A 13,118-nucleotide genomic window follows, 5' to 3' on the forward strand; every position below is an offset into this window, starting at 1 on the left:
CAAATGAATCGACGAGCAATTATATTAGCAGGAGTGGTCGCTGTCACTGTCTTTGGAGTTATAATTCAATGGGGGTATGATGTAATAGCGCCCAAAGAAAAACAGCAGCCTGATGTAACGAAATTAATAGAGAAACAAGCCTTAGACACACTTTCTTCTGCTGTCAGCATAAAATCTTCGCTCGCAACACCCTTGTCGAATGTTGCGGCTGAAACGCTAGAAACCCAAACACTCCCCTCAGTGGATACTCCTGTCATCGATTATTTTGATGAGCTTGCCGAGCAGGCAAGAAACGGAGACGAGCAGGCCGGTTGTAGGCTGGCGCTTGATCTGCAGCTATGTGCAATGCAGCCTCTAATTCAGGCAGGCGTCAATTCATCCGTGGAATTTGCTACCGAATTGCCACCAGGCTCCGGTGCAGAGACTCGAACAATCTCCAATGCAGCGTATTTCAGTGCGCTCGGTGACCGGGCGGCTACGGTATGCGATGGCTTGACGCCAGCACAGGTTTCCAGTTCGTGGCAATACATGCTTATGGCAGCAAACCAAGGCAGCACTGCTGCGGCGGTCCGATTCGCTGGATTTCCTCCGATGATGGCCAACGTCAACAATTTTGCGGTAGATGCAGAAGCGTGGGCGGCGTATCGTGACAATGCACCCCATTTGTTGGAATTTGCAGCTCAACATGGAGATCCAAGAGCTCTATTTATTTTATCCGGGATTCTGTCAGGGCGAGACAGCCTGATTGGATTTCCAGATGATTTCTTCGAGCAAGATCTGATTCGAGCTGCCGCGTACGCGTTGGCTCTCATGCCAATTGCCGATGACATTACTCGTCAAGGGTTTGAGCGGCGACTGGAGGGGATCTGGGAACAGCTGAGCGAAACAGAAGCATTACAGGCTCGACAGATGGCTGAACAGGTCGGGGCAACAATGAGTTCGCGTGAACAAGTCATTGATTTTGCTTCTGGGATATTCAATCGGCTGGAGCCCCAGGATTGCGAAGAGCCCTAAGGAAGGTCTGAACATTCCCTTCCGCTTCGTGTCCACGACCATCACAGGTCATGGGTGATGCCGCATTCCGGGATTTGCTTCAATTTCCGCTTAAATATCACTGATTTTTCTATTTGGGCGATTCCTTCGCCCTTTCCGCGCCCGTCAGGCGCAACTTCTTGTCGGGCAGAGTCGAACACGGATGCCACGGTGAGGATGGGGTGCATGCATTTTCTCGGTCAACCCCCCCTTACCCGAGTCCACTGATAACTGGAATTTCCTGTGACTGCCATCGTCGTTTGAACGCCAACGGCGGCAGCTGACCGATGGCGCTGTGGGTGCGTTGCTCGTTGTAGATGGCCAGCCACTCCTCGGTGACTGCGCGGGCTTGATCCAGCGACTGGAACTGGTTGGCATCCAGCACTTTGAACCGCCCCGGCTTTCTTGGAGGCCATTTGGTTTGAGTCAGGCCGCCATGGCCTGACCGGTGTGTTGCCGATCCGGGTCACGGCTCCGGTCACGGCGGGGTCGCAGGTGCAGGTGCGTCTGCCCAACGGCCTGGTGCTGGGCCTGCCGCTGCCGGCCGAGGCAGCCGGCCTGCAGGCGCTTGTCCGGAGCCTGTGCGCATGCTGAGCATCCGCGCCTGGTGGCTGGTGACCGCGCCCACGGACCTGCGCTGCGGGATGGACCGGCTGTTGCTGCAAGTGCGTGTGGTGCTTGGCCGCGACCCGGCCGAAGGCGAGGCCTACGTGTTCGGCAATCGGGCCGGCACGCGGATCAAGCTGCTGTGCTGTGATCGGCACGGGGTGTGGCTGGCGGTGCGGCGTCTGCAACAGGGGCGGTTCGTATGGCCACGCGCGGGTGAAGCGGCATGGACCCTGAGCGCCGAGCAGTTCGGTTGGCTGTGCGCAGGGGTGGACTGGCAGCGTTTGTCCATCGGACCGATTACACATGCGCGCGCGGGGTAGTGCATGGCATCGTGGCGGGCATGGACCTGTCTGCCCTGGATGCCATCGATGATCCGCAGGCGCTGCGCACGTTGCTGGTTGAGGCATGGGGCGAGCGCGACGCTGCCCTGGCCACGGTGAACCGGCAAGCGACACTGATCAATGCGCGTGATCGCACCATCAGCCACCGCGATGCCCAGATCGCCGCCCTGACGGCGGAGATCGTCCGATTGCGTCGGCTGCAGTTCTCAGCCCGCTGCGAGCGCATGGACCCGGCGGAGCGGGAGCTGTTCGAGGAAACCATGGCTGCCGACATTGCGGCGGTGGAAGCGCAGCTGCAGGCGATCCAGGCCGAGGGCGAAGACGCGGCAGAACGCCAGCGCAAACGCAAGGCGGCCAGCGCCGGCCGCACGCCGCTGCCCGAGCACCTGGAGCGGGTCGAGCGCCGGCATGAGCTGGAGACCTGCACCTGCCCGCAGTGCCAGGGAGCCCTGACCCACATCGGCGATCACGTCAGCGAGAAGCTGGCGTGCTAGCCGCTGACGTTCTACGTCACGCGCGACGTGTACCCGCAGTACGCCTGCCGGACCTGCGAACAGATCGTGGCCGAACCGGTGGCCCCGGCGATCATCGATCGCGGCCAGGCCGATGCCAGCGTGCTGGCACAGGTGGCCATCGCCAAGTATGTCGATCACCTGCCGCTGCACCGGCAGGAAGGGATCTACGCCCGCAGCGGCATTGCGCTGTCGCGCAGTACGCTGGCCGAGTGGATCGGCGCGGTGGGGGTGGCGCTGCAACCGCTGGCCGAGCGGCTGGGCGAACACCTGCGCCAGCAACCGGTACTGCACGCCGACGAGACCCCGGTGGCCCTGCTCGATCCCCAAGGCCGGCAAGACGAAGCGTGCCTACCTGTTCGCCTACAGCAACGCCCGCCACACCGGTGCCGGGCCGCCGCGGGTGGTGTTCCAGTTCCATCCCAACCGCAGTGGCAGCCATGCCCGGCAGTTCCTCGGGGACTGGCGCGGATCGCTGATGGTCGACGAATACGCCGGCTACAAGGTGCTGTGGGCCGAGGGTGTGACCGAACTGGGCTGCTGGGCGCATGCACGTCGGAAATGGTTCGACCAGCACGCCGCCAGCGGCAGCGCGATTGCGCAGGAAGCACTGGCGCGCATCGGCGTGCTGTACCGGATCGAGGAGGCGGTCCGGGACATGACGGTCCAGGCGCGCCATGCCCACCGCCAGCAGCATGCCGTCCCGGCCCTGGCCGGGCTGAAGGCCTGGCTGGACGAACTGCACCCCAAGGTCCTGGGCAACAGCGGCACGGCACGGGCGCTGGCCTACACCCTGCGGCGCTGGGACGCACTGGCCCGCTATGTTGAAGACGGTCGGTACCCGATCGACAACAACGCCATCGAGAACGCGATCCGGCCCATTGCTGTGGGTCGCAAGAACTGGCTGTTCGCCGGCTCCGAGCAAGCCGGCCGACGCGCGGCGGCGATCATGAGCCTGCTGGCCACCGCCAAGGCCAATGGCCTGGACCCGCACGCCTGGCTGACCGACACGCTCAACCGCCTGCCAACCACGCTCAATCGCAACATCGACAGCCTGCTGCCGTTACGTCGGAACTGATCCGAATACAAGGTGTGGGAGTCGGACGCTTACGCACCAGCCGCCTGCGCCGCCGACGCCGGATCGCCAGGCCATACTGCCGATACAGCCGTTCGGTGCGCTTGCGGTTGATACGGTGGCCTTCGTGGCGTAGTTGCCGGTGAAGCTTCGGACAACCCCAGGCCGGATGGGTTTGCGCCAGTTCAATCAAGCGTGCCTCCGTATCCGACGACCCATCCCCGCGACCGCGCAAGCGCCGCCGCTGTGTGGAGCGCGGCTGCTGGGCCAGGCGACAGGCGTGACGCTCGCCCATTGATCGCGCCTCCAAAAGCCAGCCCATCACCTCACGGCGCTGTGCCGGCGTCACCACTTTCTTGCGACGATCTCCTTGAGCAGCTCGTGATCCAGGCTCAGGTTCGCGTACATCTTCTTCAGGCGCGCGTTCTCCTGTTCCAGCTCACGAAGTCGCTGCATGTCAGATACCGCCATCCCGCCGTACTTGGACCGCCAGGCGTAGAAAGTCGCTGCACTGATGCCGTGCTTGCGTGCCACATCGGCTACCGCCGCTCCGGCCTCGGCTTCCTTCAGGATTGACGCGATCTGACTCTCGGTGAACTTTGACTTGCGCATGGGAACCTCTGTGGGGGGAAGTTTCCAGAAACCAGTGGACTCACTCTACGGGGGAAGGACCGGCGGAATTCGAAGGATGTCGATGCAAGTGAGCGGCTCTCGGAACGGCGTCATGCGTGGCGAAGGGGGTTATTCGAGGTGCCCGACTGACAAACTCATTGGGCCACGAAATCACATGAAAAGACGATAGGGGTAGTCTCGACACGGCAGGCTTGGAATGTTGGCGATGGTCCGCGCCAAGCGCTTGGAGTATTGGATCGTCACTGGTAGCGGGTCGTAAAGCGCATCGTTGTTCCAGTCCATCTTGGTTAATGCGAGCGCCTCCGCAGCAATCAACTGCAAAGGCCCTGAACCTGAGTGGCGCGTGAGCACCAAGGGACGCGGGATGCTCTTGCCGCCTTGATAGTACGCGGAGGTTGTCGAGACGCCTGGCGCATTGCCTGCGACCCAGACAAGGCATGAAGTACCGGAACGCGTTTGCAGGATCCCCCGCGGCACCGGGTAGCCATCAGCCTTCGTCGGCTTTGGTCCACTGGGATTGCCGACCATCCATACGCCCCGCCACGACGAATTGCTGCCGACTTCGATGCACTCGAACTCGGGAACTGCCGCCAACGCTTCGCCGGCCCCTTGAATCTCCTCTTCTCGGAATGCGGTCGTCTTGTGGACTACCAGTCGCCGGGGCAACGCACCGCCGTTGCGCTTCTGATACAGCTGCAAGCTGCGAGCAAGTACCGCACGCATGTCCGACCTGCTGAGGAATGGGTTGCGCTTGGCTTCTTGCACATCCTCAACGGGGTCACGAGCCTCGAATGCAACGAACTGCATTCCTCCCCCGTCCATGTCAAACACCTGGGAACAACAGGTAACGTAATGAACCCCGCCCTCATGCGGGCGCAGTGCATACGCCAAGCCGATGTACGCCGTGCCTTCTGGCACACCAGACAGCGGCGCCAGTTTCCACGGAATGCCGCCAGCTTTAACGTAAAGGGCAATTGCCAGCCGCCACGCGATAGATGCCTTGGCCGAGAAAGTAAACGCCCGATCATTGAGAACCTGCGTAGGAATGCCGAATCGCGCACCTATGACCTTCAACATGTCGTGTGCGTTGAAAGTTGGCGTATACAGGGAACCTGCCCATGCATCGGGCAAATGAACGACTACGACATCGAACTCGGAACGCACCAGATCCAGCTGGCTTAACGCTCTCTCGAACGCTGCTTGCAGCCTCTGCTCGCCAGTGCCTTCAAATTGGAAGTCCTCCAAGGCGTCTGGCCAGGTAACGCGCGTGACTGGCGCCGCCGCGCGAAGGGGAACGCCGAAGAGCTTCTGAAACCCCGGGTAATCGGGCACATACTCCTTGCGGTCGCTTGGCCGATGGGACTGCTGTACTAGCTTCATCAGGGCAACCACGTTGTCGCGCCCAGACTGCGGCCCAACCATTGCCACGCGCAGTGTCGGTGTAAAGGTGCCGAAGGATCTCGTTGAGAAAGGGCCGTGATTGATCAGCCCTCGCAGTGGATGTATATCAACCGCCCGCGGATCATCCGGTGCGAAGGACAGGATGGGCTCATCCAGGAGCTGGAAGGGCGCAAGCTTGGCGTCGGCAGCGCTCATCGTCCACCCCGATGGAAGTAGGCGTGGTCGTGCGACGGCCGGCTCCATGCCGACACCGAACCCACTTGAAAGACAGCATCGATACCCTCACCGTCGTTGAGCCAACAGATTCTGGCCTCTCCGGCCAAGAGTTGCGACCACGCATCGATGATGGCCGTCCATTTCCGGTTGTAGCGTTGCGCCCAGCGCTCACGAAGCCAGTCAGCCGCAGGATTGATCCGGAAGCGAACCGGTTCGTCGTCGCGAGCCGCTTCTATCTCTGGAAGGTCCACGTGCGTGAACGCATCGAACACGCACCACCACTTTCCACTCACCTGCTCCAAGCGCAAATCCAGGGCCTCATTGAAGGGAAGATCCGACGGAGAAGTTCGGCCGTACAGTGGAACTCCGTACGCTGATTTCAACGGGCCAAGAGCCTTCAAGCGCTTCGCCCGTCGCGCACCATCCTCACCGTCACGGTCACCCGCCACTACCACCCGGTGGCCTTTGCTCCTCAGCCTTGGGTGAAGGGGCCGACCGCGGCACACCGCGCGCACGAAAGCGTCATAGAGAAGGCCCAGTGCCCAGCTATCATGCTCTGGATAAAGCGCAATCTCCCCTGCGAGCGTGGGCTCGAGTGGTGCAAGTGCGGCCAAGAGCTCCTTGTCCTTGCCGAATGCAGCGAAGTCCCTTCCTGCCGCAGCAATGCTTCCTCCGACCTTGGCTGCCTTGAGTAGGCCGCGCACTTCAATAATGGAGGCTGGCTTCTTGAAACTGATACGCCGCGCGGTAGCGGGCATCTGCGTGATGCGAAGCGCCGAACAACGCAAGATGGGGTCTCTTCGTGCCTCGTTCGCAGGCAAGGGGACAGGAATGACTGTCTTGGTCGGCCCGGCCTCTTGGATGTGCTGCTTCAAGACCTCCTCGAAGGCAAGGACATCTTCCAAGTCACCGGCCAGCTCGTCGAACGTCTCTGATACCAGCAGGTTAGCGCTGACGCCTTTGGCCGCGGCTGTTTTCAGAAATTCATGAACCGCTGGAAGCAAGCCTGATGGCGAGCGTGTCATCCAGTAAATGCCGCCAGGGTACGCTCCCTCCACCGCCAAGGCATCGGTAAGCGCCTTCATGACAGAGGCATCGCGGCCACTGTATCCAACAACAACAAGCGCGAACCGCTGAGCACAAGCAGCCAGCACACCGCGCATTCCAATGTCCTGCTCTACAAGCTCCTGTTCGGTGTTCTTGAGGTCTACGGACTGGAAGTCGCCATGGATCTTCGCCAGGAGTGGCCAATCATTCTCCCTGACACATCGAGCGGCGCGGTCGGCTGAGTCGATCGCAGCCACCGTCATGTCCTTGTGCTTGGTGGGGTCTACCTTCGAACGAGCAACCGTGGTGGCCGACTCCACCAAATTGTCGAAATTGGTGGTGAATATGCAGGGCACCTTTCCGGTGACAAGCATGCAGGCCAGAACCCTGTGCGCATAAGAAGGGACTCCCTGCTGCACCTTCTGTGCGATGTAGGTACGGCGATCATCAACACTTGGGTAGACAGCTTCAAAGGCGCGCGCGTACTCCGACGGGTCACCTGCAGGAGGGAGATTTCCTTGCTGGCTGAGGAAGAGCTCAATTCGAGCCTTCCATATCGGATCGCTCGGATCTATCTCGCGGCGTGGCGTTCCACTTCCCTGACAAAACAGAGTTGTCTTGAAGTCGGTGATCATGTCATAACCCGTGGGGATACGCGCACTTGCGGAGGCACCAGCGCCTAGAAACCACCCGAACTGCTCCGGCCGCAACGCAAACTTGGTCGCAAACTGACGGCCTGTGATCTGTGAAATACTCACTCCCACCCCCTATGGGCTCTCCAACCTTACCCGCTCCTCCGCGCCGCCATCCACTTCCATGCCGGCGTGAGATCGACCCAATCGAACTCGTCGCCTAGGCTACCGTCATCATTGACGATGCGCAGGCGTGTGTCCTCCCGAGTGACGAACAGCACCTTGCCGTAGATCTTGGGCGTACGCTGCGCCTTGCGGCTGGCGTCGAGCCTAGGCAGAACTATGTCAGCATTCAACACCTCATCGTGCTCGATGGCGTTGCGCTCCCAGGTCAGGCCCAGCTTCCGCTTGGTGAGGTGCTCCACCAGTAGCCGCCGCAGTTCGGGGGCACCTAGCTGGCCAAGGCGAGTAAGAAGATCTGTCGGCTTTTCGGGTTGGGTCATGGGCTCGATCAAAGTGTTTGAACGTCCCCTCGGGGCACAGGTTCGTTTAGGATTGTCGCACAAGGCCATCACCCGACTTTACGGGTTCCACGGCCACACACTGGAGGGTACTGGATCGACCGTGTCTGTAACATCGCGTGTGGTGGGCGTCACTACATGCTCGCGTTCAACCCAAGCCGATCCACCATCACCAGCACCGCCAGAATGCCCACCAGAAACCACATTATCCGCTTGAACAAGCCCAGGTATTCGCGCAGGTTCTCAAGCGGAATGCCCGGCTCGGGCTTGCCTTGGGCTTTCAGCCTGGCTGCGTTGCGCATCTGGCCCCTGGCTTCCCAGACCATTCCGACCGAGACGCTGAACAAGATGAGTGTCAGCACCATCATGGACTTGAGCATCGTGACCTCCTGATTCATTTGCGGTGCCCGGCAACACCTTGTCTGCCGGACGGATTGGTACAGGCGTTCAGACCGCCTGCCGTGCCTTGCGGTCACCCTATACGCCGCGTATCTCACAGCGTGAGACGGCATCACAGGTGTGGCTTGAACAGGTTGGCTATACCGCGTTCCGTCCACGCTGTGGCCGTTCCTGATCGCCACGAAACGCGCCCGGCGCGGTAGCCTCGGCGCATCGCCGCCGTTCACGCGATGCGCTCCGCATCGTCGGGTCGGTGGCTGCGCGCGGGATCGGGTCCGGGGTGTGGTGGCGCAATGCCCCGCGCGCAACGCGGGGGGTCTTCGGAGCCCAGCGCAGACATGTGCATCATCAGTCGCGCAGTTGCAGGTTCGCCGGTCGCAGGTTGGTGTAGCGGCGCAATGTGGCCCAGTCCATGTGGCCGGAGAACTGGGCCACTTCGTGGATCTGGTAGCCGGCCTCGAACAGGCGGCTCACGCCTTCATGGCGCAGGTCGTGAAAATGCAGGTCTTCGATGCCCATTCGTTCACAGGCGCGGGTGAAGTTGCCCTGCGCCGTGGTCGGGTTGAACGGGAAGATGCGGACATCGGTGCGTGGCTGCCGATCGATGATCTTCAAGGCGTCGCGGGTCAGCTTCACGGTCACGTCATTGCCCCGGCTGCCCTTGGGGCTTTTCATGTTCCGCACCACGGCGGTCATGGTGTTCCGGTCCAGGTCGTCCCAGCGCAGGCGGAAGATTTCGCCCAGGCGACGGGTGGAGGCGATGGCAAAGTCGATGACATCGCCCATCGGAATCCGGCGGCGGGATTGGGATTGTTCGAACCAGTCGCGTAGCGCGTCCAATTCTTCGTTCGACGGCCGGCGTTCGCGCCGGGTGCTTTCGGCCACCAGTTCCAGATGCAAGGACATGTGGATGCCACTGGCCAGCGCATCCAGCGACACCGGATGGCCCCAGGCACCGCGCGCCACCTTCAGCACCACCCGCAGCCACTTCAGGTCCATGTAGGCAGTGGACGGTTTCACTCCGGCCAACAACCGCTGGCGGACATGCTCAACGATCAATTCCGGCGTCACCGCCGTGGCGTCCCAATGACCGATGCGCACTTGCAAGCTCCGCAGAAAGCCGGTTTTGGCCTCGGACCACTGCTTGATCGGGTAGAACTCGTCAACGTACCGATCAATCAGGGAAGACACCAGAACCGCGCGCCGAGCCTTGAGCCGGGCCGCCGCCTTTTCGCCCACGCCGTCCTGCTTCAACTCGGCTTCGCGATGGCGCGTCCACTGCTGAGCGGTAGGCTTGTCACGGAAGGTGCGCGTTTCCCGATGCAGAACCGTATTGCCGCGCATGATGCGAATGGTGGCTCGATAGCTGCGGGTGCCGTCCTTGCGGCGACGTGCGATGATGGTGGCCAATTGGGTGCTCCTGAAACCCTGCGCGCACAGTGGCGCAGTACGGGAGCAGTATCGGCAATCGAACTGCTCCAAGTCACTGATTCAACAGGGTTGTGGAGCAGTGGATTTCAACCGCTATTTTTGGCGCAATTCCAGGAAAAAGGTCGAAAGATCATCGCCTTATGGGGAATTGGGGCAACGAGTGCGTTTTATTCAGGTGTTAGGCCGCATGTACAGCGTATCGCCCCATATCGTTTCAACTACTCTCACCCGCTGCATCCATGCACGTTTACCTGTCCTGTGCCAATGACCGTCGCTAAGTTCTGACAGCGGCACCGGCCACCATACAAACCGTTCAGCGGAGCGAGGCACTACTTGCGGCTGGAGAAGGCGCTCTCCGTATGCGTTTTGTTGACCCGGTTCCGCTAGTCCGGGAGCCCGTTTTGTTGGTGCTTTCATGCCTCGCTCCGCTCAATGGTCTGCGCCCTAACAAGGCGCTCCAGGCGACGCCGCTTCGCAGCGCGCCTGAGCTTCGGTGTTAGCCTTTCACCGACAATCGATGCAAGAGGGCGAGTTATGAAGAGTTTCAGAATGTTGCTACTTGTGCTCCTCTCATTGTGGGTCCTACCGGCTCAGGCGGGCTACGAGGTTGAGCCAAACAATTCAACCTCGACTGCCACAGCAATCCGTTTCGGCGCTCCAGTTTACGGCAACATAGCAACTCTTTCGGATGTTGACATGTTCACCTTTGATGTCGGGTCTACTTCGTCCGTTCGTGTGTTGTATATGCGCGCACCAAGAAGCTTTCAATACAATCTTGCGCGAATCCGGGTTACGGATGGAACACAAGAGCTTGCGAGCGTCGACGCATATGCGGCGGACGTCTTCACGAGTTTTGATGTTGGCGTTAACCCCGAAGGAACGTATTTTATAGAGGTAACGGGCTGCCAAGAGGTCGGGCAGTATCAAGACTGCCCAGAACATCGCTCAGAGCAATATGAATTAATCGTAATCGGATTGCCCACTCCGACATTTGAATCATAACCTAATAATTCAATCGCACAAGCTGATCCAATCGGATCTAATGCGTGGATTTTTGCTCAACACAGCTCAAAAACGGATGCTGACTACTTCCGCTTTGATGTGCCAGGCCCTGGCGACGTGCTAGTTCACCTTACGCGCCCAGTCGATAATTATGTATATACTCTGTCGAGGATTGAGATTCTAGATGCGAATGGCAATCTACTTACGGGTGATGATGTGTTTGCGCCAAATGGTCAAGGGCGTGCCGTGGTTGGGGTAACAAGCCCTTCCACTCTGTACATACGTGTCACAAGCTGTGCAGGTGGTTCTCGATGCGACATAGTCTTTAGTAATCCATATCAGTTTGTTCTGAGTTTTCGGCCCGCGACCTCTTGTGAGATATTTCAAGATGGTTTTGACTGTCCTGCAAGAGCGCAAATTACTGATCCGATTTTAGGCGTTAGCGCGAGCGAATAATTTTTGGCTAACTAATCGTCCAAGCGGACGCGCGAAAAGCCGCGCGCCGCTTAACTCAGGCGTTGGACCGCAATGGAAAGAACTACGCGACTCGGAAAATGGGAACCCCTTGGTGTCGGGGTAGTCCTGTATGGCTATGCGATTCTTCTCGGGGCCGCATACATGCTTGCTTACTGGAGACCTTTTGGCTTCGACATATTTCCGTATATCTCGCCTCAGCTATTGTTAACATTACCCCTTAACCGTCTGTCCATCCTGCTCGCCCCCGTCGCGCTCGTTGGCTTAGTGCTATTTCTTAACTGGGGCATCAAAGCTCGCATTCCTCGGCTTCTTTTTATTGGATTGGCGGCCCTGCATGTATGGCTAATCTTCTCAAACTTCAGCAATGCGCTCGAACGGTATAAATTTTTAGCGGATAATTACAACAACGAGAAGAGCATTCTTGTATTTATTCCACTTCTTGCGCTGTTGGCGGGAATTTTCATCTTTCAAGCGCTACGTGAGCGGCACCCCATGCGCTTCCAGACAGCCTCACTCGCATTGCTGCAACTATCGGCGGTTCTGGCAGCAGGCTACGCTGATGGGAAGGCGGTCTATCTTGGAGGTGACAGAACCTTCTTCCTTGAAAATCCCACTGCGTGCGAGCCTGATCCAGTAAGGCACTGGGTGTATCTTGGTAGGTTTGATAGCCAAACAATTTTTATGAACACCATCGAGAAGCGCATCTGCATTTTGCAAAATGCCCAGTTCACTCTTACTCCGCGTTCGCTAGTAGACGGAAAATTGGCGGACTAAGTTGCAGCCCAACAATTCATTCAAGCCGACGCCGCTTCGCGGCACGGCTTAATTCAGGCGTTATGCGCTTACATCGGAGGTTCCCATGGTAAATAGCTTTTCGAAAAACGTGGCGCCTTTTGTGGTGACTGAAATTGATTTGGCATTGAAGGCTCGGTGTGCCGGCAACATCGATCTGGAATTCACGCACTTGGAAAATGCGCATGTCATTGGGCAAGAGTCCACTTTCTGGCATGTTAAAGTTCACATCCTTATGCTGCAGTGGGCAGCCAGAAACTCGCGGGTAGGTGAATTTCTTGGCCAAGTGGCTCGTATTATCGGTGCTGCTACAAAAACGGCATTTGGCTTGGTCCCGAAGGGCAATACCGGTGGCGCAAATGTTAGTCCGTTTAAAGTCATGCCAATTAAACCTGAACATCAGGCGGCCATTAGTCGTGCCAAAGCAGGCGCATAACCAGGCGTTCAACTGGACAATTTACAGCGGGGCATTTGCTTCGCAAATTGTGCGCCCCGCTGTAAACCACTGCGCCCGCAAGCGGGCTCCGTTTTGCCAGTTAACTTGGCGTTAGATGCGCAATAAGACTGAAGCCTCCTTTTGGCGTTTCGTGGCGGGTGCTTTAGGCCTGTCGCTGGTGGTATGTGTCCTGATCAATACCGCACGAAACGACGCCGTACCGCATCAGATCACGCTTTTCCTCTTCGGCTGTCTGGTCGCTCTAGGCGTCGGAAGTACAATCGTGAACCCGAATACGTCGCAGGCCATGCTCTCAGAACATGAAGAGTTCAAGTTTCGTAGAAAACAATACGCCGTGGGCTTCTTCTTTAGCGCGATTCTCGCGCTCTTATTGTTCTTAACGGAATTGCGCCACTCCGTTCTGGCGTGGTTATTCGCACCCATTATTGCTTTGCCGTTCGGTCTTCTGATTCGAAACCGCATAACAAAGAAAGGGTAATCGCTGAAAAGTGTACTAACCCCACTGTCCTACAGGGTGCACGGTCTCGGCGCCGCTGCATCT

At 58.8% G+C, this 13,118-nt stretch carries 15 protein-coding genes and 1 pseudogene; 7 read left to right on the forward strand and 9 right to left on the reverse strand.

Going from position 1 to position 13,118, the window contains the following annotated elements:
* The first annotated feature begins 3 nt into the window (after positions 1–3).
* The gene (locus WDB66_RS06730) at positions 4–1,014 is read left to right on the forward strand and encodes a hypothetical protein (protein ID WP_339397775.1); all 1,011 of its coding nucleotides are present in this window, start codon (positions 4–6) and stop codon (positions 1,012–1,014) included.
* A gap of 41 nt (positions 1,015–1,055) precedes the next feature.
* Here the strand turns inward: WDB66_RS06730 and WDB66_RS06735 are convergent, their stop codons facing one another.
* Complete coding sequence (locus WDB66_RS06735; RefSeq protein ID WP_339397776.1) at positions 1,056–1,220, reverse strand: hypothetical protein; 165 nt, start codon at positions 1,218–1,220, stop codon at positions 1,056–1,058.
* A gap of 23 nt (positions 1,221–1,243) precedes the next feature.
* Entirely contained in the window at positions 1,244–1,417 is a 174-nt protein-coding gene (locus tag WDB66_RS06740) for an integrase core domain-containing protein (protein WP_339397777.1), read from the reverse strand.
* Positions 1,418–1,619: 202 nt separating this feature from the next.
* Between WDB66_RS06740 and tnpB the strand changes: the two genes are divergently transcribed.
* Both tnpB and tnpC read left to right on the forward strand, forming a co-directional pair.
* A complete protein-coding gene (tnpB, locus tag WDB66_RS06745; RefSeq protein ID WP_339397778.1) occupies positions 1,620–1,961 on the forward strand; it encodes an IS66 family insertion sequence element accessory protein TnpB in 342 nt (113 codons plus the stop codon).
* Positions 1,962–1,981: 20 nt separating this feature from the next.
* Positions 1,982–3,572 (forward strand): annotated as a pseudogene (gene tnpC / locus WDB66_RS06750) (IS66 family transposase).
* On the opposite strand, the gene WDB66_RS15210 reads toward tnpC, so the two are convergent.
* The 7 genes from WDB66_RS15210 to WDB66_RS06780 all read right to left on the reverse strand — a co-directional run bounded on the left by WDB66_RS15210 (position 3,529) and on the right by WDB66_RS06780 (position 9,519).
* Positions 3,529–3,891, reverse strand: coding sequence for an IS3 family transposase (locus WDB66_RS15210; RefSeq protein WP_489670837.1), 363 nt, complete (start codon positions 3,889–3,891; stop codon positions 3,529–3,531). The pseudogene tnpC and the gene WDB66_RS15210 overlap by 44 nt on opposite strands.
* 23 nt (positions 3,892–3,914) lie before the next feature.
* Entirely contained in the window at positions 3,915–4,181 is a 267-nt protein-coding gene (locus WDB66_RS06755) for a transposase (RefSeq protein ID WP_339397779.1), read from the reverse strand.
* 171 nt (positions 4,182–4,352) lie between these two features.
* Positions 4,353–5,798 carry an argonaute/piwi family protein gene (locus tag WDB66_RS06760; RefSeq protein ID WP_339397780.1) on the reverse strand — a complete coding sequence of 482 codons (1,446 nt, stop codon included), beginning with the start codon at positions 5,796–5,798 and terminating at the stop codon, positions 4,353–4,355.
* Positions 5,795–7,501, reverse strand: coding sequence for an SIR2 family protein (locus WDB66_RS06765; RefSeq protein WP_339397781.1), 1,707 nt, complete (start codon positions 7,499–7,501; stop codon positions 5,795–5,797). The genes WDB66_RS06760 and WDB66_RS06765 overlap by 4 nt, the downstream gene beginning before the upstream one ends.
* A gap of 149 nt (positions 7,502–7,650) precedes the next feature.
* Complete coding sequence (locus tag WDB66_RS06770; protein ID WP_339397782.1) at positions 7,651–8,001, reverse strand: hypothetical protein; 351 nt, start codon at positions 7,999–8,001, stop codon at positions 7,651–7,653.
* 152 nt (positions 8,002–8,153) lie between these two features.
* Entirely contained in the window at positions 8,154–8,399 is a 246-nt protein-coding gene (locus WDB66_RS06775) for a hypothetical protein (protein ID WP_339397783.1), read from the reverse strand.
* Positions 8,400–8,766: 367 nt separating this feature from the next.
* Complete coding sequence (locus tag WDB66_RS06780) at positions 8,767–9,519, reverse strand: site-specific integrase (RefSeq protein ID WP_339397784.1); 753 nt, start codon at positions 9,517–9,519, stop codon at positions 8,767–8,769.
* On the opposite strand from WDB66_RS06780, the gene WDB66_RS06785 reads away from it, so the two are divergent.
* The 4 genes from WDB66_RS06785 to WDB66_RS06800 all read left to right on the forward strand — a co-directional run bounded on the left by WDB66_RS06785 (position 9,505) and on the right by WDB66_RS06800 (position 13,055).
* Complete coding sequence (locus tag WDB66_RS06785; protein WP_339397785.1) at positions 9,505–10,134, forward strand: hypothetical protein; 630 nt, start codon at positions 9,505–9,507, stop codon at positions 10,132–10,134. The genes WDB66_RS06780 and WDB66_RS06785 overlap by 15 nt on opposite strands.
* Before the next feature lie 1,335 nt (positions 10,135–11,469).
* Complete coding sequence (locus tag WDB66_RS06790; RefSeq protein ID WP_339397786.1) at positions 11,470–12,102, forward strand: hypothetical protein; 633 nt, start codon at positions 11,470–11,472, stop codon at positions 12,100–12,102.
* Positions 12,103–12,187: 85 nt separating this feature from the next.
* Positions 12,188–12,556, forward strand: coding sequence for a DUF3703 domain-containing protein (locus WDB66_RS06795; RefSeq protein WP_339397787.1), 369 nt, complete (start codon positions 12,188–12,190; stop codon positions 12,554–12,556).
* Between the two features lie 115 nt (positions 12,557–12,671).
* Positions 12,672–13,055 (forward strand): hypothetical protein, encoded by a 384-nt coding sequence (locus tag WDB66_RS06800; RefSeq protein WP_339397788.1) that lies wholly within the window; start codon positions 12,672–12,674, stop codon positions 13,053–13,055.
* Positions 13,056–13,118: the final 63 nt, after the last annotated feature.

The organism is Denitratimonas organivorans (genome assembly GCF_037478135.1).
In the GTDB taxonomy this organism is placed as follows: domain Bacteria; phylum Pseudomonadota; class Gammaproteobacteria; order Xanthomonadales; family Xanthomonadaceae; genus Denitratimonas.

Coding starts and splice junctions, on each gene's coding strand:
- WDB66_RS06730 (WP_339397775.1), top strand. CDS start 4: ATGAATCGACGAGCAATTATATTAGCAGGAGTGGTCGCTGTCACTGTC.
- WDB66_RS06735 (WP_339397776.1), bottom strand. CDS start 1,220: ATGCACCCCATCCTCACCGTGGCATCCGTGTTCGACTCTGCCCGACAA.
- tnpB (WP_339397778.1), top strand. CDS start 1,620: ATGCTGAGCATCCGCGCCTGGTGGCTGGTGACCGCGCCCACGGACCTG.
- WDB66_RS15210 (WP_489670837.1), bottom strand. CDS start 3,891: ATGGGCTGGCTTTTGGAGGCGCGATCAATGGGCGAGCGTCACGCCTGT.
- WDB66_RS06755 (WP_339397779.1), bottom strand. CDS start 4,181: ATGCGCAAGTCAAAGTTCACCGAGAGTCAGATCGCGTCAATCCTGAAG.
- WDB66_RS06760 (WP_339397780.1), bottom strand. CDS start 5,798: ATGAGCGCTGCCGACGCCAAGCTTGCGCCCTTCCAGCTCCTGGATGAG.
- WDB66_RS06765 (WP_339397781.1), bottom strand. CDS start 7,501: ATGATCACCGACTTCAAGACAACTCTGTTTTGTCAGGGAAGTGGAACG.
- WDB66_RS06770 (WP_339397782.1), bottom strand. CDS start 8,001: ATGACCCAACCCGAAAAGCCGACAGATCTTCTTACTCGCCTTGGCCAG.
- WDB66_RS06775 (WP_339397783.1), bottom strand. CDS start 8,399: ATGCTCAAGTCCATGATGGTGCTGACACTCATCTTGTTCAGCGTCTCG.
- WDB66_RS06785 (WP_339397785.1), top strand. CDS start 9,505: ATGACCGATGCGCACTTGCAAGCTCCGCAGAAAGCCGGTTTTGGCCTC.
- WDB66_RS06790 (WP_339397786.1), top strand. CDS start 11,470: ATGCTTGCTTACTGGAGACCTTTTGGCTTCGACATATTTCCGTATATC.
- WDB66_RS06795 (WP_339397787.1), top strand. CDS start 12,188: ATGGTAAATAGCTTTTCGAAAAACGTGGCGCCTTTTGTGGTGACTGAA.
- WDB66_RS06800 (WP_339397788.1), top strand. CDS start 12,672: ATGCGCAATAAGACTGAAGCCTCCTTTTGGCGTTTCGTGGCGGGTGCT.